The following is a 20,814-nucleotide window of genomic DNA, read 5'->3' as shown; positions in this document are numbered from 1 at the left end:
CGGGAGAAGGCGGTTGGGCAGAGCATTGCCGGGTCGACATCATCGCTGGCTGCTGCTCCTGCCGCTGCTCGCCGCCTGTTCGCAGAAACCGGCGGTGGAGCCGCCGCCGCGCGCCAATGATCCCGTGCCGGCGACCAGCGCATCTTCCATCATCAGCGTCCCGGTGGAGATCGACCGCGCCCGGATTGCCCTGGCGATCGAGCGGGCCATGCCGCGACAGCTGTGGCGCATCGACCGGCCAGGCACGCGCTGCGTCCAGCCCAAGCGGGTCAAATTGTTCGGCAAGCAGATCAAGGTGACGCCGCCGATCGACTGCCACATCATCGGTGAAGTCACGCGCGGACCGATCCGCCTGCGCGGCAATGGCCGCGACCTGATCGCTGACATCCCGATCCATGCGCAGGTCAGCGCCCGCGATGTCGGCGGGCTGCTGAAAGGCGAGACCGCCACCGGCGACGCCATGGCCCATGCCCGACTTCAGCTCGGCATCGATGACCAGTGGCGCCCCCACGGCACGCTGAAGCTCAGCTATGACTGGAGCCAGACGCCCGGCATCGATTTCCTCGGCCAGCGCATCACCTTCGCCGACAAGGTCGACCGCAAGATCGCGCCGGTCCTGCGCGACCTCGAACGGCAATTGCCGCGCGAACTGGCCAAGGTCGACCTGCGCGGCAAGATCGAGCGGCTGTGGCGTTCGGCCTTCACCACCCTGTCACTCAACGACCATGATCCGCCGGTATGGATGCGCATCACGCCGCAACGCTTCCTGTTCGACGGCTATAGCAACAGCGGCGCGCAACTGCGTTTCCGGCTGGGGATCGAGGCGCTGACCGAAACCGTGGTCGGCGACCGGCCGGTCGATCCGCAGCCGACCGGACTGCCATCGCCCGCGCGCGCACCAATCAATGACGCGCTACATTTCTTCCTGCCGGTGCGGGCCGATTATGCGCAACTGGAGCCGGTCATCCTGCGCGCCCTGCACAAGCGCGCCGCGCGCCCGTTCGACCTGCCCAAGCTCGGCCCGATCACCGCGCGCTTCGACGGGCTGACCGCCTATGGCACGACGGGCAACCGCATTGCCGTGGGCGTCACGCTCGCGGCGCGTCCGGCAAGCGGCAAGCTGGGCGATACCCATGGCACCGTCTGGCTGACCGCCCGCCCGGTCAACCAGCCCAATTCGGCGCTGGTCCATTTCGAGGATCTGCAGGTGACCGGCACCAGCGATGGGATTGGCGGCGATATCTTGATCGCGCTGGCGGGAAGCCCCGCCTTTTCCGCCGCCATCGCTGGCGCGCTCAGCCAGAATTTCACCCATGATCTGGAGGATTTGAAGGGCAAGATCCGGCGCGCCATCGGCGACCGCAAAACCGCGCATTTCCGCATCCGCACCAATTTGGACAGCACGGAAATCGGCCAGATCAGCGCCCATGGTCAGGGCTTGTATCTGCCCGTGCGGGCGACCGGCCGGGCCTCGATCCGCTACGCTGGCGGGCCGCTATAGAGCAACCATATAGTTGCATATCCCTGCCATGAGGCGCATATAGGCAATCAGGAGGTTGCCTATCATGACCGACAGCATCATCAAGACGATCGACATCGCCGCGCCGGTAGAACGGGTATGGGACGCCCTGACCGACCATGCGCAATTCGGCACCTGGTTCCGCGTGGCGCTCGACCAGCCCTTTGCCATCGGCCAGCCCTCGACCGGGCACATGACCTATCCGGGCTATGAGGCGTATCGCTGGGAAGCGCGGGTCGTGGCGATCGAGCCGATGACCCGTCTTGCCTATGAATGGCCTGCGACCGGCGGCGACAAGGCGCTGATGGAGAGCGGCGTGCCGGTGCCCGAATGGACGCTGGTGGAATTCGTGCTGGAGCCGATCGACGGCGGCACCCGCCTGACCGTCACCGAAAGCGGGTTCGATGCGGTGCCCGAACCGCGCCGCACCAATGTCATGCGCGACAATGACGGCGGCTGGGCGGAACAGGTGAAGAATATCCGCGACCATGTCACCGGCTGAGATTTTCGCCGCACTGGGCGATCCCACGCGCCTCGGCCTCATCGCGCGGTTGGGCGACGGCAATGGGCGCTCGATCGTGCAACTGGGCGAAGGCCTGCCGATCAGCCGTCAGGCGGTGACCAAGCATCTGGATGTGCTGCACGGCGCCGGGCTGGTGCGCAGGCGCAAGCAGGGACGGGAAGTGCATTTCGCGCTGCGCCGGGAGGCGGTCGCGGCGGCGCAGGATTGGCTCGGCCGGGTCGGCGCGCAATGGGATGGCACGCTCGCCCGGCTCAAGGCCCTTGCGGAAGGGGGCGATCAGGCGCCCCCTTCCCCATAGATTATTGCTGCGGCGGGGTCGTCTGCGTGCCGGTGGCGGCGCGGGCGTCCTGGCCGTCGCCTTCGGGCGCAGCGATGATGTCGCGGGTGGTGGCGCCCTTGTCGACCACTTCGGTGCCCGGATCGCCCGCCTGCGAGCGGATGCCGGCGGCGGCCGTGCCGCGGCCGGCCGAATTCAGCGCCGCGCTTTCCGATGCGCTACGCGGGGCCGGACCGCCGAACAGCGCTTCCTGCGCGGCGCGGCTCGAATCGACCGTAGCGGCAGCCGGGGTGCCCGGCGCGGGCGGGACCAGCGCGAAATCGGGCGGCACGACCAGCGGCGCCTGGCGCGTCACAGCGAACTCGTCGGGACGGCCACGATTGAGCAGGCCGTTACCACCGCCGCCGCACGCCGACAGGGTTGCAACAAGGCCGGCGGCGAGGATCAGTTTACGCATTACTTCAGGGTCTCCGTCTTTGCGCCCTTCTCGCGCAGCAGCAGCGCCCGCGCAAGCAGGATCAGCACGCCGAACGTGATGGCCGCGTCGGCCAGGTTGAAAATCAGGAAGGGCCGCCATTCGCCGAAATGCAGGTCGGCATAGTCGACGACATAGCCCAGCCGCATCCGGTCGACGATATTGCCGATCGCGCCACCCAGCACCAGGCCGAGCGCCGCGACGTCCGACCGCGCCTTTTCACGCCACATCCACACGCCCACGAAGCCGGCGATCAACATGGTCATGCCAACCAGCATCCAGCGCATCGTATCATTGTCGGCATGGAAGAAGCCCATCGAGACGCCGCGATTTTCCAGCCAGCGCAGGCGGAAGAAGGGCAATATCTCGATCCCCGCATCCGCCCGGCTCTGCAGCGCAAGCGGATAGGTGACGGTATATTTGACCAGTTGGTCGAGCGCGAGGGTGACGATCGCGACCGTCAGCCCCAGCGGGCGATGGTTGATGGCACTCATGCCTTCAACACCTCGTCACAGCGGTGGCACAGCGTGCCATCTTCCTCGACCTCGGGCAGCAGGCGCCAGCAGCGGCCGCACTTGTGCCACTCGCTGGGCTTGACGATGATGCCGTCGCCCACGCCCATCTCGATCCGGGCGACGATGGCGATTTCGGCGAAGTTCACACCGTCGCTGGGCAGCATTTCGCCCATGGTGACATCGGCCTCCAGGCTGGAGCGGATCACCTTCTCGCGGCGGAAGGGTTCGATCGCCTCGTTGACCTGCTCGCGCTGGTCGCGCAGCTCCGCCCATTTGTCGTTCAGATGGCTGTCGATCCAGCGATGGTCGACCTCCGGCCATTCCAGGAAATGGACGCTATCCTCGTCACTTGGGAAGCGGCTCTGCCATACTTCCTCAGCAGTGAAGGGGATGATCGGCGCGACATAGCGGACCAGCGCGTGGAACAAAGTATCGAGCAAGGTGCGATAGGCGCGACGCTTGGGGTCCGACTTCGCATCGCAATAGAGGCAGTCCTTGCGGATATCGAAGAAGAAGGCCGACAGGTCGCTGTTCGCGAAGTCGAAGATGGCGCGGGTGTAGCGGGAAAATTCCAGCCAGTTCTCGCTCTTCGCCGCCTTGTCGACCACCGCGCGCAGCTCCGCGTCGAGCTGGGCCAGGCGGTGGAGCATGTAGCGCTCCAGCTCCGGCATCTCGGCGTAGGACACCGCCTCGCTCTCATCATAGTCGGACAGGGCGCCGAGCATGTAGCGGAAGGTGTTGCGCAGCTTGCGATAGGCGTCGGACGAACCGGCCAGCACTTCCTTGCCGATGCGGACGTCATCGAAATAGTCGGTGCTGGCGACCCAGACGCGCAGGATATCGGCGCCGCTTTCGGCCATGATCTTGAGCGGATCAACGACATTGCCCAGGCTCTTGGACATTTTCTTGCCCGAGCCGTCGAGCGCGAAGCCATGGGTCAGCACCGCCTTGTAGGGGGCCTGGCCACGGGTGCCGCAGCTTTCCAGCAGCGAGGACTGGAACCAGCCGCGATGCTGGTCGGAGCCTTCGATATAGAGGTCGGCGCGCGCGCCTTCACCATAGCGGCCCTCGACCACGAAACTGTGGGTCGAGCCGCTGTCGAACCAGACGTCGAGAATGTCGTTTACGACCTCATAGTCATTGAGGTCATAATCGGGGCCGAGCAGCGCCTGATGATCGGCACCGAACCAGGCGTCGGCACCAGCGCCCCTGAACGCCTCGATGATGCGCGCATTGACCGAATTATCAACGAGATAGTCGCCAGTCTTGCGATGAACATAGAGCGCGATCGGCACGCCCCAGGCGCGCTGGCGGCTGATCACCCAGTCGGGGCGCCCCTCCACCATCGAACGGATGCGGTTGGTCGACCGCTCGGGCACCCAGCGCGTATGCTCGATCGCGTCGAGCGCGATCTCGCGCAGGGTCGGGCCGTTGCCGGTGACGATCGGGGTCGGCATCACGCCGCCATCGACATCGGCCACCACGCCTTCCTGCGGCTTGTCCATCGGGATGAACCATTGCGGGGTGCAGCGGAAGATGATCTTCGCCTTGGAGCGCCAGCTATGCGGATAGCTGTGCTTGAAGTCGTCCGACGCGGCGAGCAGCGCGCCCGCTTCGCGCAGGTCGGTGCAGATCGGGCCATCCTTGCCGACGAACTTGGGGTTGATGACCGAGCCCTGCCCGCCCAGCCACAGCCAGTCGGCGCGATATTTGCCGTCCCCCTCGACCGCGAAGACGGGGTTCAGGCCGTTCGCCTTGCACAGGGCAAAATCGTCCTCGCCATGGTCGGGCGCCATATGGACAAGGCCGGTACCCGCATCGGTCGTGACGAAATCGCCCGCAAGGAACGGACGCGGCTTGGCGAAGAAGCCGCCAAGCGCGTGCATCGGGTGACGCGCGACGGCGCCGGCGAGGTCGGAGCCTTTGCCAGCCCAAAGGGGTGCGAACATATCGTCCGGCACAAAGGCAGTTTTGCCACGGAAGTCGTCGAAAAGTGCTGCGGCGATGACAACCGTGCCTTCCCAGACCGTTTCTAGATTTTCGGGCGATGCCGGTTGGGTGACATCTACGAGACGCTGCTGCCGCCCCTTGTGCGCAACATACTCAACCTCCGGCCCATAAGCCAAAGCCTGGTTCACCGGGATCGTCCAGGGCGTGGTTGTCCAGATCACCGCATGGGCGCCGACCAGTTCGGGCGCGTTCGGCGCTTCGACGATCTCGAACGCCACGTCGATCTGGGTCGAGGTGATGTCCTCATATTCCACCTCCGCCTCGGCCAGCGCGGTCTTTTCGACCGGGGACCACATGACGGGCTTGGCGCCGCGATAAAGCTGGCCGCTTTCCGCAAACTTCAGCAGTTCGCCGACGATCGTCGCCTCGGCATCGAACTTCATGGTCAGATAGGGATCGGCCCAGTCGCCCATCACGCCCAGGCGCTTGAACTGCTCCTTCTGCACGTCCACCCATTTGTCGGCATAGGCGCGGCACTGGGCGCGGAATTCGGCGGCGGGCACCTCGTCCTTGTTCATCTTCTTCTTGCGATATTCCTCCTCGATCTTCCATTCGATCGGAAGGCCGTGGCAGTCCCAGCCGGGCACATAGGGCGCATCCTTGCCCAGCAGCGACTGGCTGCGGACGATGATGTCCTTCAAGACCTTGTTCATCGCATGGCCCATATGGATGTCGCCATTGGCGTAGGGCGGGCCATCATGCAGGATGAAGCGTTCGCGGCCGGCGCGCTTCTCGCGCAGCTTGCCGTACAGGTCCATCGCCGCCCAGCGCGCGGCAATCGCCGGTTCCTTCTGCGCGAGGCCGGCCTTCATCGGAAAGTCGGTGACGGGAAGGAAGACGGTGCTTTTGTAATCGGGCTGGTCGGTCATCGAATGTCCGTGCAAGTTTATGAATACGTTCGCCCTGAGCGAAGTCGAAGGGCCGGCCCGAGGGAAGCGAGGGCTCTAACCGGGCCTCGGCTCCGCTCGGCCGCGTGTCTCGACTTCGCTCGACACGAACGGGAAAAGTGGAAGCGTCGCCCTACGCGAGGTAAGGCGTTCCCGCAAGGATTTGCCGTGCGTCGTCGCAGTCGCGTGCGATCTGTGCGATCAGCGGGTCGAGGCCGTCATATTTCGCCTCCGGCCGGAGATAGTGGATCAACTGCACTTCGATGCTCTGGTCATAGAGGCTTTCGGCGAAATCGAAGAAATGCGGCTCCAGCAGCAGCTTGGGCGGATCGAAGGTCGGGCGGACGCCCAGGTTGGCGGCGCCGTCCAGCACCCGGCCATCGGCCAGCAGCCCGCGCACGGCATAGATGCCGAAGGCCGGGCGCAGATAAGGGCCAAGGTCGATATTGGCGGTCGGGAAGCCGATGGTGCGGCCGAGCTTGTCGCCATGCTGGACCATGCCCTGGATCGTGAAGGGACGCGTCAACAGGCGGGTGGCGGTGGCGCAATCGCCCGCCTGCAATGCGGCGCGGATGCGGCTGGAGCTGATCACCCCCTCCCCGTCCGTGACCGGTGCGACCGCTTCGGCCGGCAGGCCCAGTTCGGCGAAGCTGGCGATCGTGCCGCTGCGGCCCTTGCCGAAAGTAAAATCCTCACCCGTGACGACGGCGGCGACGCCCAGTTGCTCCACCAGCAGGCGGACATAGCCGGCCGGGTCGAGCGCGGCGAGTTCGCGGGTGAAGTCGAACACCAGCATCGCGTCGGCACCGGCAGCCGCGAACAGCGCCTGGCGCTGGTCCAGCGTGGTCAAGCGAAAGGGCGGCGTATCGGGCTGGAACAGACGCATGGGATGGGGATCGAAGGTGGCGACGATCGCCGGCCGCCCCTCCGCCCGCGCACGCGCGATCGCGCGGCCGACCACCGCCTGATGGCCGGCATGAAAGCCGTCGAAATTGCCAAGCGCCATGACGCCGCCGCGCAGATGCGCAGGGATCGGGGCATTGCTGGTAAGCCGCTCCATGGCCGGGGCTATAGGGTGACACACAGGGCGTGGCAATTGGCGATCACCACCTCCCGTTCGGGCTGAGCGAAGTCGAAGCCTTGCACTGAGCGGAGCGAAGTGCACCTCAACGCCAAACTTAACTGGAGGGGGGCGTCTCGCTGCGCTCGACGGGCCCCTTCGACTTCGCTCAGGGCGAACGGAAGGAAAGTTTATGGCTTCCGCCCGAACGTCACGAAGCTGTAGGCCGGGCGCCCGTCCTGCGCGGGATGATCCGCGCGCGCCGTCTCGCGCCAGTCCGCCTGATCGGGATAGGCGATATGGGCGTCGCCTTCGGCGTCGACATGCACCTCGGTCAGTTCGATCCGGTCGGCCCGGTCGAGGAACAGGCGATAGATTTCCGCGCCGCCGATCACCATCAGCACCGGTGCGTCGGCCAGCGCGATCGCCGCGTCGACATCATGGGCGACCTCCGCCCCCTCGCCCATCCATTCCAGATCGCGGGTCAGCACGATATGGCGACGGCCAGGCAGCAGGCCGGGCAGGCTGTCGAACGTCTTGCGCCCCATCAGCATCGGATGGCCGGCGGTCAGCGCCTTGAAATGCCTGAGGTCGGCCGGCAGCCGCCAGGGCAGGTCGCCCTCCCGGCCAATCACGCCATTGTCGGCGCGGGCCAGGATCAGGACGATGTCCGGCTGCTCGCTCATGATCGCGCTTCCTCCGCCAAAAAACCTCGTCATTCCCGCGCAGGCGGGAATCCATCACCGAACCAAGCCAATAGGGCGAACGCGCGAGATGGATCCCCGCCTTCGCGGGGATGACGACGTGAATAGATTAAAGCGACAACCGCGTCACATGCCCCATCTTGCGGCCCGGACGTGCCTCATGCTTGCCATAGAGGTGGAGATGATTTTCCGGGTCGGACAGGATCGCCAGCCATTCCGCAGCATCGTCGCCGATCAGGTTGCGCATCTCGACCTGCCGGGCGGCCAGGCCCGTATCGCCGAGCGGCAGGCCACAGATCGCGCGGACATGGTTCTCGAACTGGCTGGTGAGCGCCCCCTCGGTGGTCCAGTGACCGCTATTATGGACGCGGGGCGCCATTTCGTTGAACACAGGGCCGTCGGCGCTGGCGAAGAATTCCAGCGTCAGCACGCCGACATAGTCGAGCGCATCGGCAACCTGCTTGGCGAGCGCGCGGGCGGCGGGCAACTGCCCCTCGATCAGCGAGCCGGCCGGCACGGTCGAAGTGGCGAGGATGCCGTCGACATGGACGTTGGCGGCCGAATCCCAGAAGCGCACCGCGCCGTCGGCGCCACGCACCAGGATCACCGAATATTCCTGATCGAAGGTCACGAAGCCTTCGAGGATCGCGGGCTGGCGGCCAATCGCGTTCCAGGCGCCGACCGCATCGCCCGGCTCGTTGATCCGGGCTTGGCCCTTGCCGTCATAGCCCATGCGGTTGGTCTTGAGGATCGCGCGGCTGCCGATCGTCTCGATCGCGGTTTCCAGATCGTCCAGGCTGTCGACCGGCGCGAAGGGCGCGGTCAGGCCGCCCAGATCGGCGACGAAGCGCTTTTCGGCCAGACGATCCTGCGCGACGCGCAGCGCACCGGCGCCGGGACGGACCAGCCCATGGCTCGCCAGCACCTCGACCGCCAACGGATCGATATTCTCGAACTCATAGGTGACGACATCCACGCCCTCGGCAAAGGCGGCGAGCGCGGCGGCATCCTCATAGGCGCCCTGGGTCCAGCTCGGCGAGACATCGGCGGCGGGGCCGCTTTCCTCGGGCGCGTAGATGTGGGTGCGATAGCCAAGCTGGGCCGCGGCCATGGCGATCATCCGGCCAAGCTGGCCGCCGCCAAGGATGCCGATGGTGGCGCCGGGGGCAATGGTCGTCATGATCGGGATCAGTCCTCGACGGTTTCGGCGACGGCGTCGGTCTGGCGCGCGCGCCAGGCGTCCAGCCGCTCAGCCAGAGCATCGTCATGCGTCGCCAGGATCGACGCGGCGAGCAGGCCGGCATTGATCGCGCCGGGCTTGCCGATCGCCAGCGTACCGACCGGGATGCCGCCGGGCATCTGAACAATGGACAGCAGCGAATCCATGCCTTTCAGCGCCTTGGATTCCACCGGCACGCCCAGCACCGGCAGGCGGGTCATCGACGCGGCCATGCCCGGCAGATGGGCGGCCCCGCCGGCACCGGCGATGATGACCTTGAGGCCGCGGCCGGCGGCACTGGTGGCATAATCATAGAGGCGCTGCGGGGTGCGATGGGCGGACACGACCTTGCACTCATGGGCGACGCCCAGCGCTTCCAGCGTCTCGGCGGCATGACGCATCGTCTCCCAGTCGGAGCGCGAGCCCATGATGATGCCGACTTTCACTGCCCCGCTCATAATTTGCTTCCCCTGATGGGGCGGCCCGCCGGCCTGCCCGGAAAGCAAAGCCCCTTAGCGGCCGGGCCGCCAAGGGGCAATTGTTATGGACATTAAAATTCCGTTCGGGCTGAGTCCTTCGACTGCCTGCTTGCAGCAGGCGCTCAGGATAAACTTCACCAAAGGTGAAGTCGAAGCCCGGCACTGAACGAAGTGAAGTGGCTTCGCCAAGCTCAGCCAGTCCTTCGACTTCGCTCAGGACGAACGGCGCCCTTACCGTTCCGACAGATAATAGCGATCGGTCGCGGTCAGATCGTCGGCCAGTTCATAGACGATCGGCTGGCCGGTCGGGATTTCCAGTTCGGTGATCTCGTCATCGGGGATGTTCGACAGATGCTTAACCAGCGCGCGCAGCGAATTGCCATGGGCGGAGATGACGACGCGCTTGCCAGCCTTCAGGTCGGGCGCGATGACCGATTCCCAATAGGGCAGCACGCGGGCGATCGTATCCTTCAGGCTCTCGGTCGAGGGGATGGCGATACCGTCATAGCGACGGTCCTTCGACAGGTCGAACTCGCTGCCGGCTTCCAGCACCGGCGGCGGAATGTCGAAGCTGCGGCGCCAGATCTTCACCTGCGCATCGCCATGCTTGGCCGCGGTCTCGGCCTTGTTGAGGCCGGTCAGGCCGCCATAATGGCGTTCATTCAGGCGCCAGTCCTTCTCGACCGGCAGCCACAGCCGCCCCATTTCCTCCAGCACCAGGTTCAACGTCTTGATCGCGCGGGTCTGGAGCGAGGTGAAGCACTGGTCGAAATCCAGCCCCTTTTCCTTAAGCAGGCGGCCGGCGGCGCGCGCCTCTTCCGCGCCCTTTTCCGTCACGTCGACATCCCACCAGCCGGTGAAGCGGTTTTCCAGATTCCAGGTCGACTGACCATGGCGGATGAGGACGAGCGTGGGCATCGGGCGTGTCTCCTGCACGATAGGGGCGAAAGATGCGCCTGCCATAGCGGGCAAAATTATGGGCGCAAGCTTGTCGCGGGTCAGGACAAGCCCACATTGCAGTCAAACCGGCGATGCGATAGCTCGGGACGACCAACGGAAAAGGAACGGCGATTTGGCATTTGTGAAGGGCGCGTGGCGCATCCTGGTCGCGATCAAGGACGGACTGGTGCTCCTGTTCCTCCTGCTCTTCTTCGGGCTGCTTTATGCCGCCCTGTCCTTCTCGCCCAAGCCGGCCAAGCCGATCGGCAGCGGCGCGCTGCTGCTGGACCTTGACGGCAGCATCGTCGAACAGCCGGCCGAGGTCAGCGCCACCGCCATCCTGTCGGGCTCGGGCGACCAGGCGAAGGAATATCGCCTGTCCGACATATTGACCGCGCTCGACGCCGCCCGCACCGATGACAAGGTGAAGGCGGTCGTGCTCGACCTCGACGATTTCACCGGCGGCGGTCAGGTCGCCATCGCCCGCGTCGGCAAGGCGCTGGACGCGGTGCGCGCCGCCAAGAAGCCGGTCTTTGCCTTCGCCACCCTCTATAGCGACGACAGTTACCAGCTCGCCGCCCATGCCAGCGAAGCCTGGGTCGACCCGATGGGCGGCGTCGCCATCGCCGGGCGCGGCGGCTCCGGCCTCTATTACAAGGGGCTGATCGACAAGCTGGGCGTCAACACCCATGTCTATCGCGTCGGCACCTACAAGAGCTTCGTCGAACCCTATATCCGCGCCGACCAGTCGCCCGCGGCCAAGCAGGCCAATCAGGAACTGGCCGGCGCGCTGTGGCAGAACTGGCAGGATGACGTGACTAGGGCGCGGCCCAAGGCCAAGGTCGCGGCCTATGCCGCCGATCCCGCCGCCGCCGCCAGCGCTGCCGGCGGCGACATGGCCAAGGCTGCGTTGACCGCCGGGCTGGTCGATCATCTGGGCGATCAGGAAGCCTTTGAAGAGCGCGTCGCCAAGGTTGCAGGCGATCCGTCCGACAAGGACGAGACCGATTATGCCGCGATCGACTATGCCGCCTATGTGAAGGCCAGGAAGCCGGCCAATGACGGGCAGATCGGCGTGTTGACCGTGGCCGGCGACATTGTCGATGGCGAGGCCGGCCCCGGCACGGCGGCGGGCGACACGATTTCCGACCTGTTGCTCAAGGCGCTGGACGAGAAGGACTTGAAGGCCCTGGTCGTGCGCGTCGATTCGCCGGGCGGATCGGTGCAGGCGTCGGAGAAGATCCGCCGCGCCATCATGGAGGCCAAGTCCGGCGGCCTGCCGATCGTCGTGTCGATGGGCAATGTCGCGGCAAGCGGCGGCTATTGGGTCTCGACCCCGGCCGACATCGTCTTTGCCGAACCCGACACCATCACCGGATCGATCGGCGTGTTCGGCATCATCCCGAGTTTCGAGGGCACGCTGGCCAAGATGGGCATCACCACCGACGGCGTGCGCACCACGCCCTTGTCGGGCCAGCCCGACATTGCCGGCGGCACCACCCCGCAATTCGACCAGATCATGCAGATGGGGGTCGAGGATATCTATCGCCGGTTCGTCGGCCTGGTCGCACAGGCCCGGCACAAGACGCCGGCGCAGATCGACACCATCGCCCAGGGCCGCGTCTGGGACGGCGGCACCGCCCGCCAGATCGGCCTCATTGACCGGTTCGGCGATCTCAATGACGCGATCGCCGAGGCCGCACGCCGCGCCAAGATCGATCCGGCCAAGGCCAAGCCCTACTGGATAGAGAAGCAGCCGGACAAGTTCGCCGAGTTCATCCAGTCGATCGCCGACCGCGAAAAGGATGATGCCGGCGCGCCGCGCGACCTGATCGGCCGCGAGGCGAAGCTGCAGCAGCGCTGGGCGCTGCAGGCCGTCGCCGATGTGCGCGGACTGGTGAGCGGCGCGGGCGTGCGCGCCGACTGCCTGGAATGCCGCGGCTATGGCGCCCCCAGGCCTGCAAACCAGGCGGATGCGCGCGGGTGGCTGGCGTTACTGGGGGCAGCCTGGCACTGACGCCAGGCCGTCACTTTCGCCCGAACAATTTCTCGATATCGCCATGGCCGAGCTTCACCAAGCTCGCCCCATGTGCGAATCAATAACGGCGGGCACATAAGGGGTCAAGTCGCCTGCTAAATACGTCATGCGTGAAAATGACGAATCACCCTGCCCCACTCTCCGCCCCGACATCATGGACCTCTTCGAGCATCCACCGGAGCCGTTGGGCCATCTGAGCTTCACGATCGACGCGATGGGCATCCCTTTGCTGATCGCGACCGTCCCTTCGGAGGATCGCGCCGACCTGGGTCTGGACCGTCCCCTCCCCATGTATCCGCAACCCGATCCCAGCCCATCGGCGGTCCTCCACCGTGTCGCGGCGAGGATGTTGAAGAGCATGAACCTGCGCCGTGCGCCGGACGATCAACTCACGGATGATGACAAAGTTTTTCCCGATTTCGCCAACCCGGAACTACTGAAGAGCGTCAACGATTTCCGCGAGGCGATGGAAGCGATCTTCTAACCCAGCGCAAACTGGAGGCGGTTGAAAAATCCTGGCCGATCGATTTTATTTGCCGTCTGCGTAATGATCGGAGGCGCGGATGGAAGACCACCTGAAGGCCGCTGCGTTGGCGGCCGATATGTCAGACGACGAACTGATGACGACCTGGGCTACGGTCACCGACCGTGCGAGCCTCACCAACGAGCAGCAGGCTGTTATGGATGAAATGATCATCCGAGGGCTGATGTCCGATGAAACGTGATCGTGACCGCGACAGCCATCAGTCCGACACCGTCTTGGCGATCGAAGCCCTCGTTCTCGCTGCCCTAATGATCGTCAGCCTGGTTAGCGGGATCGCCAGCCTGATCGACTGATACCCCATCCGGGTGATTTTGCTGCACCGCAATATCTGCTACACGATTCGAGCGACCCGAAGGTTTTGTCTTCACGACCTTCCACTGGCCCCGTCAGCGATGGCGGGGCCTTTTCGTTCAATCAGGACGCTCGGTGCCATCTGGATTGCGGCCGGTCATCATATACCACTGCTCCATCGTCGATGGGGCGCCAATCAGCGCCTCGATACCATGGCAAACGTATAATGCCGCTTCGGACTCATCGTGCGCGTCTAGGACGGCCAGACATTTTTCGAGAACCTTGCGGACTTCAGCCAGTTCATCGCAAAGGACGCGTTCGGGGAAACGCTCCATGATATGGCTCCATATCGGATCATTTTATCGACCGCGCAGGCTCTCCACATGGAATATCACCCCCAAAATGGTGGTGATTTTACTTGACCTAAGTGAAACACGAGCATCGACGTTGCGCTTCAAGAACTGAAATCCTGCCTCGCTTTAGCCAGGCAATTCGCAAACCTTGATTGCCGATTTATCTATTCGACACACAGCCGCGTTAACGATAACCCGAACCTACTTTGTTAAATGTCGCGCAATAGCAGGTAGTTAACTCAAGGGCAGGTGATCGATGAAACAGCGATTTGTGTGGGCATTGTCGGGATTCATGATCAGTGCGAGCGTTTCAGCAAGCGCGGCACCAGGCACGCAACTGGTGATGGGCGAGATGAAAGTTGCTCAGCACGCGATGAATTCCGTGACCCTGCTAAACGGCTGCGGCTTGGAGAACGACCCGGAAGTCGCTGCTGTAACGAAGCAGGTAGAGGCGTTCCTTCGCGCACATACTAACTTCCAAGGTCAATCAGCATATAACGACTATAAGGCATCGGCGGTGCTGGATATCAGCGCGAAGATGGGTCAAGCTGGTGGCAAGGCGAAAGTTTGCCCTGCCGTGAAGGAAAATAAAGCAAGGGGTGTGGCGGCGATCCAGGGTGACCTGAAGATGCTGACCACCACCCACGCCAATTCACATAAGGCGAAGTGATGCGCTCAGTTATCGCATTTGTCCTCGAAGTCGCGGCGCTTCCAATCACGATGGTTGGATATGGCCTGATAGCTTTGGGCGGGCTTGCCGTTTTTGTCGGCCTGTTCAGCCTGCTTTTTGCCCCCTTCTTTGTCTCATTGCTGATCTGGGTTGGCGGCTTGATTGCCTGCGGCATCGGAGCGGGAGCAGTCTTTGGGGTCGGCTCGGTCACCTCGAAGATCGAATATGGTCATCTCTACCCGAAGAAAAAGCGCAAATAGGGCAGCCGCCCATCAACAATGGTGGGCGGCAGTCTCACGTATCAAGACATATACAGCGCCGCTTCGGCCGCCCGACGCTTCACCAGGCCAGGCAGCACCTTGCCGCCTCCCTTGTTCCAGCGCGCGAATTCTCTAGCTGCACCAGCATAGTCGCCCGCCAGGTGCTTTTTCAGCAGCGTCGAGGATCGAAGGGCGGCTTCGCCGACGTTGAACGCGAAACTCACCATCGCATCGAACTGCCCCTGGTTCATCCGTCCGCCCAGACGATTGACCGCACCTTCGAAGCGCTGAAGGTCGGTCGCGAGAAGTTGCTGGGATCGTTCGCGGGTGATCGTGAGGCCTGGTTTCACGTCAGGGCCAGTGTGACCCACGCCGATCGTGAGGATGCCTGCCGGACAGAGATAGGCTTGAAGGCGTTCGCCTTCGAATCGAGTGATAAGCGCCCGACCAGCGGGCGACGTTTTCAGGAGTTCATTCTAATATTTATGACGCAGGCGTAGCGATTGCTTTACCAGAGCGCGGTATGTCGTCGGGATGCGACACTCTCCTATGATCGTTGTCGGCGCGCTCGCTGCCGGATTGGTTGGCGGGACGATGCTCCCGCGCGTCGGCCAAGCCCCTGTCGAAGCGGAAGTGCCTGACGAAAGCTGGACGCCTCGCAACACTATCCCTCACGATAGCCCGATGACGGCGGATGAACTCGATCAGCAGCAACCGTCTTCGTCATCCGGTGGCGTCGCCCCTCCAACCAATCCCGCACCACCAGCCGAAACCGACGGTTCGACCTGGTCATATAGAAACTGCAAGGAAGCCCGCGCGGCAGGTGCTGCCCCGATCTATCGTGGCCAACCAGGATTTGGGGATCATATGGACGGAGACGGCGACGGCATCGCATGCGAGCCGTATCACCCGCGATAAGGCGATGGTTCGCTACCGACCAGATGCGCGCGCCTGGTCATCGTGATCGTGTTGATGCTGATTGACCCTATCGCTCGCTCCGCTAGGCTGCGGACGATCCCGGCCACAAACACCCCTGATATTCCCCCCGAATATGGTGGGCCGGGATCAACCCACTTGGGGACCAAATTCAGACGGTCTGTAAGCGACCAGAAGTTGCCATCAGATGGGCAGTCGCTAATCAGCCATTGCGGACATATTCAATCATTGTGATAATGGCACCGCAATTATTTGGGCGGCGCGATCAGGAGGCCTCGTTGGCACAAGAAAGCTATTTCGACCGGACACCTGAGCAAAACTATTCGCTATTTTTGAACGCACTGGCTGGGATCGAAGACGATGCCGAGATCGAAGGTTACTCGCAGGAAGGTATTCGCCTCCTGCGCGAAGCTCTTGAGGAATTTCGGTCAGAGTATCGCATCCGGCATCACAATTAGCGGGCCGGAGAGCAGACCGGGCGCAAACGACCATTTTTAGTTGTTCCCCATTGCCCCGCCACTATCCGCTTGCGGACATTCGAGATGGCAGCCAAGTTCACCAAATGAGCGAATAGCTAGAGCATCAGTCAGTGAAAACGCCGGAGTGACACCTTGAACTATTTTGGCATCGCGATGTCAGCAGTTTGCACCATTGGCGTAATTTGGAGTCTCGCCACTGACACGGTGCCCGCTCGCTGGCCAATGCCATCCATTAGGCGGCAAGACAATCCAGGAATGTATTGGTTTTTCGTAACCGGTTACGGATTAGGCAGTATCTGCGGAATCGTCATTGCCGTCAGCAACGTCTGATGGGAATTATGTGAATGTATGACACCGCAAATATGAGGCGTAACGCTGACTGCTTACGAACCGATTTGCGCTGCAAGCAGACAGTCCCTTTACCACCCATCCCGGCTATTCGCGCGGGATGTCGTGGCCATATCGGAACAGATGGTAATAGCGGATGGAGAACCACCCGATCGCCATGGCTGTGCTGATGCAAGCTAGGATCGGCGCAATCTGCCCGGCATAGACGGCGAGCGTGGTAAAGATAGTGCCGACGCCCGCTGCTGCATCGACAGCAGTGCGACCATCGATCACAGCAGGAGGCCCATCACGCTGAAAATCGTCAGCGCAGCTTCCACCACGCCAGGATCAACAGCGCACCCGACCGCCAGCAGGAGGACAGAAGCCGCAGCAGCGAGCTTCTTTTTGTGCGCGCCGACGACCCCGGCAATTTTTCTAAGCGTTTCCATCGCCTATTTAGGCAATCGAGCGGCGTTCCTCCTTCAAAGCGGTGGCTTGAAAGGAGGATTGTTGGTGGTCTGGTTGTATTGGAACCAGGTCCGCCCTGCATCCTGCGCGCCCTTCGCGGTTTCAGAATCGATCTTGCTTTGGCGATATGCGAGTGCGGCAGTTTCAGCGGCCACCAGGTCAGATGCAGTCCTACCCATGTCGAGCAAAAGGGACGGCCCAGCCAGCAATTGGTCCATTGCCTGGCCGTCGCGCCCATAAACATTTGCGCCGTCCATCGACCGGAAACTATCCCAGCTTGGCGATTTCCCGTCCCCTTGGGCCGTGACGATCTGACCGAATGACTGTGGCAAAGCCGATGCCTCCCCTTGCGCAGCCTCGATCTGTTCAGGACGCCAAATCGGAGTGGTGTAATCGAGGTTGTCGAGCGCGTTGACCAACATGCCTTCGTTGATACGGCCCACAATGCGCTTCTGCTGCGCGGTGATCAGCCAGTTGACCACTGCCTCAGCCTTCGGCGACGCGGCACGGAGAGCGTCATTGAACCCGAGCTTCTCCGCGACGTGCAGGGCTGACATCCAATAGCCAGCCATAAAATCGTGCTGCCAGACGCCGTAGGTGCCATCGTAAAGGCAGGGACCGAACCTCGCGGTCGCCGCGTAGATCGCATCGTTGGGGCCGTTCAATGTGGTGGGCGGGTTCAGATAACCCGGCGTCGAGGCGTAATAGTTGTCGTAGAACGTCTCAAAATCGAAGACGACCCAATCCAGCACCTCTGCCCGCGAGTAGAGGCGTTGCGAATTCCGCGAGGCCGTTTTCCACATCAAAGCCGCATGGATGAACTTCCAGGCCGGACCACGCTGCGCAGGGTTGCCAGCCTCGCCCCAGGGCGACGCGAGAATATTGTTCATATACAGCCGAATCTGGTCGCTGAACTTGTGGCCGAGCATCGCGAATTCGGGCGACTGAAACAGCAGCGAGCCCCAATGCGGAAACTGATGGCCATGTGCGTCATCGATCATGTTCGTCCCGAAGACCGGCTTGGACGACGACACACCTGCAAACGGAACCTGGACCCGCAGCGGGTTGTGGCCGCTGGCCCATTCATACAATCGGCCACCCTGCACATAATATGCTTGATCTGCGGGCGTGCTTCCTTCGCCCCCGCCATAATAGTGGTTGCGCATCGTGACGTTGCGGCGCGCGTTGCCTTTGAACAGGGGGGTCAATCGGCCATTCTCGAAGCAATGATAGGGATCGCTCGCGTATCCGGTGAGATAGTCGAGCGCGATTTCCTTCATGTCCCGATTGTCATGCGGGCGCTTCACGGTGACATCGCGAGCGTATCGGGCGACCGGTTCGGCCATGGCCTGGCGATCGTCACGCGTGCCGCCTGGGCCGGTGATGGGCGAACGCCCCGCTTGATTGAACGGCGTATATTTCAGCCACACCCCAGCGTTTGGCGTGATGGAAATTTGATCGGTGCCGACCTTCCAGGGATTGAGTGAATTCGCACCCGCCTGGATCATTTCGTTGTAGGTGCTGCTCTCCCACGGCATCCAGCGATAGTTCGCGAAGCCGTTCGACTGCCCATCGTTGCCCGCCGACCCTTCATAGACGCGGAGATCAAACCCGTTGACGCTGTAGCCGGTCTGCGACGCAAAGGGCACCGCAAGATCATAGGTGGGGACATTGCGCCAGACGAACTCCTGCGAATAGGCCACGGGATCGTGCGAACGCCAGATGACACCAGACCGCACGGTGCCCTTCGGATACCAACGGTTATCAGCCGTGATCATCGCCACGCCGCGACCGTCATACTGCCCTTCCCAAATCGCAGGCGTGGCAGTCGTGTTAAGAGGCTGGCCGTTGAGCTGCTCGATCCGGGCCAACAAGGTGCCCATAGCGTCATAGATCATCCATTTGTGCGGGACCATGTAGCTGTCTTTGTTCGTCGGATCGCCGAACGGATTAGCGGGCATGGTCGCGCTGTCCCAATCGTAGCCGAACTGGAACTGGACATAATTGCCCATCCGAATGCCTTCACAATAATAGCTGATGCCGCCGATGGTCGGCACCGCCCCCTGCGGGAGAACTTCCATCCAGGAAGGCTGTGATCCGAACAGTGTCACATCTTCAAACCGGCAATTCTGCGCGGCTGGCTTGGTCATGATCAATTCGTTCGGATGCGCGACGCCAACGCCGCTGGACCAATCTTCCAGGACCGCCTTGTAGGCGCGACCAGCGGGAATTTGCATCGGCCCCACAACCACGGTCAGATCGGTGGTCTGCGGACCACTAGCCGTATTAGCAGTATAGGTCACATGCCGTTCGGGCACAGCAGCGGTGTAACCAGACGCGTCAACAACCAGCGCCTCAAGATCGGATGCTTGGATCGGCCCGGAAACTACAGCTTCATAGGTCGAAGCGACGCCAGGACGGTCAAAGTCGATCGTCACATACTCAACCTCCAAACCATCGACCGAATCGTTGGTATTGCTCGCCGTGGCGTTGACCTCGAACGGCACGGTGTTCGAAATGCGCGGCTTAACATTGGCGGGTTTCGCCGCGCCAACCTGAACCCCATCGAGATAGAATTTAACGGTCCCGCCGACGCCACCGACATTGTCGATATACTCGACTTCATAAAGCTGCATGACCCCATCCCCGCGATGGCGACGAGGGTCTTCGTCGCTAATAATATATTCTTCCGAGCCGCCGCGCCCGAGGGTCACGACCATGTTCTGACCCGACCAGTGCGGACGAAGCTGAATTTGCCCGAAACCATACTGATAGAGGGCAGCCAAAATCGGATAGTTGTCGCCGGTGATGGCTGCTTTGATACCGATTTTGATACGCGGCGGCGTTTCGCTAGTCGCTTCATCAGCAACCTGACCAAACTCCAACCCAAGCGGCTGGGATTGCAGATATGCATGACGATTGAGGATCAGATGTCCATTTTGGAAATCGGTCGTCCCGTCACCGTAAATTTTCTTGTCCAGCACCGCACTGGATGACACGGCGTTACCCGCAACCGGATATGGCGAACCGCTCGCACCCGTCAGCCATTGCGACGCCACGGGGGTCGAGGTTTCCGCCTTGCGCTCGATCTTCACGGGGAAATCATTCGGGATGCTGATCGTGAATTCAGCCGTCGAGCCGCCGAGATAGATGCCGAGCGGGAAAATCGTTCCTGGAGCGCCGTAAATGGTGCCCGATCCACTGAGATCGATCGGTTCGGTCGGCACTTCGGGCTGGGGCGCGGGCGCATTCGTTGCCCCGAGGATCAGCGACAGACCAGTCAGTGAGGTCGTCGCATACAAGGCAACGCGCGCGTTGGAATTCGCGAACGGGATGGTGACCGACGCTTGCTGCGTCAGTTCAACACCAGGATCATTGGTGACCACTGGCACCATGACGTAGACGCCCGTTTGGCCTGCCAACTGCCCCGCAGCTTCGCTGAGATTGACGATCTCAAGATGTCCCACGCCTTCGGGGCCGGTCGGACCCACAGGGCCTGCGGGACCAGGAGGGCCAGCGGGGCCGGTCGATGCATCCACGAGTGGCTGGACCAAATCGAGGACGTTGTTGACTTGGCGGGAAAGCTGGTAGTTCTCGGGCTGGACAGGGATCAACGCGTAAGGAAGATCGGTCGCGGTTTCACCGGGATAGGGATCGACGAGCGTCATAGCCATTGCCCCGTCGATGGATGCGACGGGATAGTTGAGGCCTGCGATGTTGAGCAAAACACCGGCGTATCCAGTGGCCCAACTCGTTCCGGCCCCTGCTACTGTTTTCGATCCGTGGGTGACGCTGATTGAACCACCCTGTTCATAAGAGAATTCCATCTCCTATTTATCGA

The 20,814-nt window shown here is 62.6% G+C and carries 24 protein-coding genes; 11 read left to right on the top strand and 13 right to left on the bottom strand.

Annotation, left to right across the window (positions count from 1 at the left end):
• The first annotated feature begins 25 nt into the window (after window positions 1-25).
• From BRX37_RS14350 to BRX37_RS14340, 3 genes are all read left to right on the top strand, one after another.
• A complete protein-coding gene (locus BRX37_RS14350) occupies window positions 26-1,501 on the top strand; it encodes a DUF4403 family protein (RefSeq protein WP_125987876.1) in 1,476 nt (491 codons plus the stop codon).
• A 64-nt stretch (window positions 1,502-1,565) separates the two neighbouring features.
• Window positions 1,566-2,021 carry an SRPBCC family protein gene (locus BRX37_RS14345; RefSeq protein ID WP_125987803.1) on the top strand — a complete coding sequence of 152 codons (456 nt, stop codon included), beginning with the start codon at window positions 1,566-1,568 and terminating at the stop codon, window positions 2,019-2,021.
• Window positions 2,008-2,340 (top strand): ArsR/SmtB family transcription factor, encoded by a 333-nt coding sequence (locus BRX37_RS14340; RefSeq protein WP_125987801.1) that lies wholly within the window; start codon window positions 2,008-2,010, stop codon window positions 2,338-2,340. The genes BRX37_RS14345 and BRX37_RS14340 overlap by 14 nt, the downstream gene beginning before the upstream one ends.
• A 1-nt stretch (window position 2,341) precedes the next feature.
• On the opposite strand, the gene BRX37_RS14335 is transcribed toward BRX37_RS14340, so the two are convergent.
• The 8 genes from BRX37_RS14335 to gpmA form a co-directional block, all read right to left on the bottom strand.
• Window positions 2,342-2,776 (bottom strand): DUF3035 domain-containing protein, encoded by a 435-nt coding sequence (locus BRX37_RS14335; RefSeq protein ID WP_004212371.1) that lies wholly within the window; start codon window positions 2,774-2,776, stop codon window positions 2,342-2,344.
• Window positions 2,776-3,288 (bottom strand): signal peptidase II, encoded by a 513-nt coding sequence (gene lspA / locus BRX37_RS14330; RefSeq protein WP_004212370.1) that lies wholly within the window; start codon window positions 3,286-3,288, stop codon window positions 2,776-2,778. Before lspA ends, BRX37_RS14335 begins: the two co-directional genes overlap by 1 nt.
• A complete protein-coding gene (gene ileS, locus BRX37_RS14325) occupies window positions 3,285-6,188 on the bottom strand; it encodes an isoleucine--tRNA ligase (RefSeq protein WP_125987799.1) in 2,904 nt (967 codons plus the stop codon). The genes lspA and ileS overlap by 4 nt, the downstream gene beginning before the upstream one ends.
• Before the next feature lie 151 nt (window positions 6,189-6,339).
• The gene (locus BRX37_RS14320; RefSeq protein ID WP_125987797.1) at window positions 6,340-7,266 is read right to left on the bottom strand and encodes a bifunctional riboflavin kinase/FAD synthetase; all 927 of its coding nucleotides are present in this window, start codon (window positions 7,264-7,266) and stop codon (window positions 6,340-6,342) included.
• Between the two features lie 191 nt (window positions 7,267-7,457).
• Window positions 7,458-7,952, bottom strand: a complete 495-nt coding sequence (locus tag BRX37_RS14315) for a dihydrofolate reductase (protein ID WP_125987795.1) — start codon at window positions 7,950-7,952, stop codon at window positions 7,458-7,460.
• Between the two features lie 127 nt (window positions 7,953-8,079).
• Window positions 8,080-9,150 carry a 5-(carboxyamino)imidazole ribonucleotide synthase gene (locus BRX37_RS14305; RefSeq protein ID WP_125987791.1) on the bottom strand — a complete coding sequence of 357 codons (1,071 nt, stop codon included), beginning with the start codon at window positions 9,148-9,150 and terminating at the stop codon, window positions 8,080-8,082.
• Between the two features lie 8 nt (window positions 9,151-9,158).
• The gene (gene purE, locus BRX37_RS14300; RefSeq protein WP_125987789.1) at window positions 9,159-9,647 is read right to left on the bottom strand and encodes a 5-(carboxyamino)imidazole ribonucleotide mutase; all 489 of its coding nucleotides are present in this window, start codon (window positions 9,645-9,647) and stop codon (window positions 9,159-9,161) included.
• A 252-nt stretch (window positions 9,648-9,899) separates the two neighbouring features.
• Complete coding sequence (gene gpmA / locus BRX37_RS14295) at window positions 9,900-10,586, bottom strand: 2,3-diphosphoglycerate-dependent phosphoglycerate mutase (protein ID WP_125987787.1); 687 nt, start codon at window positions 10,584-10,586, stop codon at window positions 9,900-9,902.
• Window positions 10,587-10,740: 154 nt separating this feature from the next.
• On the opposite strand from gpmA, the gene sppA reads away from it, so the two are divergent.
• The 4 genes from sppA to BRX37_RS27310 all read left to right on the top strand — a co-directional run bounded on the left by sppA (window position 10,741) and on the right by BRX37_RS27310 (window position 13,482).
• Window positions 10,741-12,624: a signal peptide peptidase SppA gene (gene sppA, locus BRX37_RS14290; RefSeq protein ID WP_125987785.1), complete on the top strand. Its 1,884-nt coding sequence runs from the start codon at window positions 10,741-10,743 to the stop codon at window positions 12,622-12,624.
• Between the two features lie 175 nt (window positions 12,625-12,799).
• Window positions 12,800-13,129 carry a hypothetical protein gene (locus tag BRX37_RS14285; protein WP_125987783.1) on the top strand — a complete coding sequence of 110 codons (330 nt, stop codon included), beginning with the start codon at window positions 12,800-12,802 and terminating at the stop codon, window positions 13,127-13,129.
• A gap of 79 nt (window positions 13,130-13,208) precedes the next feature.
• Window positions 13,209-13,370 carry a hypothetical protein gene (locus BRX37_RS26755; RefSeq protein ID WP_164522466.1) on the top strand — a complete coding sequence of 54 codons (162 nt, stop codon included), beginning with the start codon at window positions 13,209-13,211 and terminating at the stop codon, window positions 13,368-13,370.
• Window positions 13,360-13,482, top strand: a complete 123-nt coding sequence (locus tag BRX37_RS27310) for a hypothetical protein (protein ID WP_318276687.1) — start codon at window positions 13,360-13,362, stop codon at window positions 13,480-13,482. The genes BRX37_RS26755 and BRX37_RS27310 overlap by 11 nt, the downstream gene beginning before the upstream one ends.
• A 117-nt stretch (window positions 13,483-13,599) precedes the next feature.
• Here BRX37_RS27310 and BRX37_RS14280 read toward each other — a convergent pair whose 3' ends face one another.
• Window positions 13,600-13,815: a hypothetical protein gene (locus BRX37_RS14280; RefSeq protein WP_125987781.1), complete on the bottom strand. Its 216-nt coding sequence runs from the start codon at window positions 13,813-13,815 to the stop codon at window positions 13,600-13,602.
• A 274-nt stretch (window positions 13,816-14,089) separates the two neighbouring features.
• On the opposite strand from BRX37_RS14280, the gene BRX37_RS14275 reads away from it, so the two are divergent.
• On the top strand, window positions 14,090-14,503 hold the full coding sequence (locus BRX37_RS14275) for a hypothetical protein (RefSeq protein ID WP_125987779.1): 414 nt from the start codon (window positions 14,090-14,092) through the stop codon (window positions 14,501-14,503).
• Window positions 14,503-14,763 carry a hypothetical protein gene (locus tag BRX37_RS14270; RefSeq protein ID WP_125987777.1) on the top strand — a complete coding sequence of 87 codons (261 nt, stop codon included), beginning with the start codon at window positions 14,503-14,505 and terminating at the stop codon, window positions 14,761-14,763. The genes BRX37_RS14275 and BRX37_RS14270 overlap by 1 nt, the downstream gene beginning before the upstream one ends.
• A 41-nt stretch (window positions 14,764-14,804) precedes the next feature.
• Here BRX37_RS14270 and BRX37_RS14265 read toward each other — a convergent pair whose 3' ends face one another.
• The gene (locus tag BRX37_RS14265) at window positions 14,805-15,200 is read right to left on the bottom strand and encodes a lysozyme (RefSeq protein ID WP_125987775.1); all 396 of its coding nucleotides are present in this window, start codon (window positions 15,198-15,200) and stop codon (window positions 14,805-14,807) included.
• Between the two features lie 97 nt (window positions 15,201-15,297).
• On the opposite strand from BRX37_RS14265, the gene BRX37_RS27305 reads away from it, so the two are divergent.
• Window positions 15,298-15,681: an excalibur calcium-binding domain-containing protein gene (locus tag BRX37_RS27305; protein WP_318276686.1), complete on the top strand. Its 384-nt coding sequence runs from the start codon at window positions 15,298-15,300 to the stop codon at window positions 15,679-15,681.
• A gap of 254 nt (window positions 15,682-15,935) precedes the next feature.
• Window positions 15,936-16,157 (top strand): hypothetical protein, encoded by a 222-nt coding sequence (locus tag BRX37_RS14255; RefSeq protein WP_125987773.1) that lies wholly within the window; start codon window positions 15,936-15,938, stop codon window positions 16,155-16,157.
• 456 nt (window positions 16,158-16,613) lie between these two features.
• Here BRX37_RS14255 and BRX37_RS14250 read toward each other — a convergent pair whose 3' ends face one another.
• Genes BRX37_RS14250 through BRX37_RS14245 form a run of 3 tightly spaced genes read right to left on the bottom strand, consistent with a single transcriptional unit; the run spans window position 16,614 to window position 20,800 of the window.
• Window positions 16,614-16,799, bottom strand: a complete 186-nt coding sequence (locus BRX37_RS14250) for a hypothetical protein (RefSeq protein WP_125987771.1) — start codon at window positions 16,797-16,799, stop codon at window positions 16,614-16,616.
• Window positions 16,796-16,954: a hypothetical protein gene (locus BRX37_RS26750; protein WP_159366393.1), complete on the bottom strand. Its 159-nt coding sequence runs from the start codon at window positions 16,952-16,954 to the stop codon at window positions 16,796-16,798. Before BRX37_RS26750 ends, BRX37_RS14250 begins: the two co-directional genes overlap by 4 nt.
• Window positions 16,955-16,987: 33 nt before the next feature.
• Entirely contained in the window at window positions 16,988-20,800 is a 3,813-nt protein-coding gene (locus BRX37_RS14245; protein ID WP_125987769.1) for a hypothetical protein, read from the bottom strand.
• Between the last annotated feature and the right edge of the window lie 14 nt (window positions 20,801-20,814).

Source organism: Sphingomonas sp. S-NIH.Pt3_0716 (assembly GCF_003950715.1).
In the GTDB taxonomy this organism is placed as follows: Bacteria; Pseudomonadota; Alphaproteobacteria; order Sphingomonadales; family Sphingomonadaceae; genus Sphingobium; species Sphingobium yanoikuyae_A.
This window is presented reverse-complemented; position numbering and strand designations above follow the sequence as displayed.

What these genes read in the sequence shown, in the direction of transcription:
- gpmA (WP_125987787.1), bottom strand. Translation starts at nt 10,586, where the DNA reads ATGCCCACGCTCGTCCTCATCCGCCATGGTCAGTCGACCTGGAATCTG.
- BRX37_RS27305 (WP_318276686.1), top strand. Translation starts at nt 15,298, where the DNA reads ATGCGACACTCTCCTATGATCGTTGTCGGCGCGCTCGCTGCCGGATTG.
- BRX37_RS14275 (WP_125987779.1), top strand. Translation starts at nt 14,090, where the DNA reads ATGAAACAGCGATTTGTGTGGGCATTGTCGGGATTCATGATCAGTGCG.
- BRX37_RS14315 (WP_125987795.1), bottom strand. Translation starts at nt 7,952, where the DNA reads ATGAGCGAGCAGCCGGACATCGTCCTGATCCTGGCCCGCGCCGACAAT.
- BRX37_RS26750 (WP_159366393.1), bottom strand. Translation starts at nt 16,954, where the DNA reads ATGGAAACGCTTAGAAAAATTGCCGGGGTCGTCGGCGCGCACAAAAAG.
- BRX37_RS14340 (WP_125987801.1), top strand. Translation starts at nt 2,008, where the DNA reads ATGTCACCGGCTGAGATTTTCGCCGCACTGGGCGATCCCACGCGCCTC.
- BRX37_RS26755 (WP_164522466.1), top strand. Translation starts at nt 13,209, where the DNA reads ATGGAAGACCACCTGAAGGCCGCTGCGTTGGCGGCCGATATGTCAGAC.
- BRX37_RS14255 (WP_125987773.1), top strand. Translation starts at nt 15,936, where the DNA reads ATGGCACCGCAATTATTTGGGCGGCGCGATCAGGAGGCCTCGTTGGCA.
- lspA (WP_004212370.1), bottom strand. Translation starts at nt 3,288, where the DNA reads ATGAGTGCCATCAACCATCGCCCGCTGGGGCTGACGGTCGCGATCGTC.
- BRX37_RS14270 (WP_125987777.1), top strand. Translation starts at nt 14,503, where the DNA reads ATGCGCTCAGTTATCGCATTTGTCCTCGAAGTCGCGGCGCTTCCAATC.
- BRX37_RS14305 (WP_125987791.1), bottom strand. Translation starts at nt 9,150, where the DNA reads ATGACGACCATTGCCCCCGGCGCCACCATCGGCATCCTTGGCGGCGGC.
- BRX37_RS14335 (WP_004212371.1), bottom strand. Translation starts at nt 2,776, where the DNA reads ATGCGTAAACTGATCCTCGCCGCCGGCCTTGTTGCAACCCTGTCGGCG.
- BRX37_RS14285 (WP_125987783.1), top strand. Translation starts at nt 12,800, where the DNA reads ATGGACCTCTTCGAGCATCCACCGGAGCCGTTGGGCCATCTGAGCTTC.
- BRX37_RS14280 (WP_125987781.1), bottom strand. Translation starts at nt 13,815, where the DNA reads ATGGAGCGTTTCCCCGAACGCGTCCTTTGCGATGAACTGGCTGAAGTC.
- BRX37_RS27310 (WP_318276687.1), top strand. Translation starts at nt 13,360, where the DNA reads ATGAAACGTGATCGTGACCGCGACAGCCATCAGTCCGACACCGTCTTG.
- ileS (WP_125987799.1), bottom strand. Translation starts at nt 6,188, where the DNA reads ATGACCGACCAGCCCGATTACAAAAGCACCGTCTTCCTTCCCGTCACC.
- purE (WP_125987789.1), bottom strand. Translation starts at nt 9,647, where the DNA reads ATGAGCGGGGCAGTGAAAGTCGGCATCATCATGGGCTCGCGCTCCGAC.
- BRX37_RS14345 (WP_125987803.1), top strand. Translation starts at nt 1,566, where the DNA reads ATGACCGACAGCATCATCAAGACGATCGACATCGCCGCGCCGGTAGAA.
- BRX37_RS14245 (WP_125987769.1), bottom strand. Translation starts at nt 20,800, where the DNA reads ATGGAATTCTCTTATGAACAGGGTGGTTCAATCAGCGTCACCCACGGA.
- BRX37_RS14320 (WP_125987797.1), bottom strand. Translation starts at nt 7,266, where the DNA reads ATGGAGCGGCTTACCAGCAATGCCCCGATCCCTGCGCATCTGCGCGGC.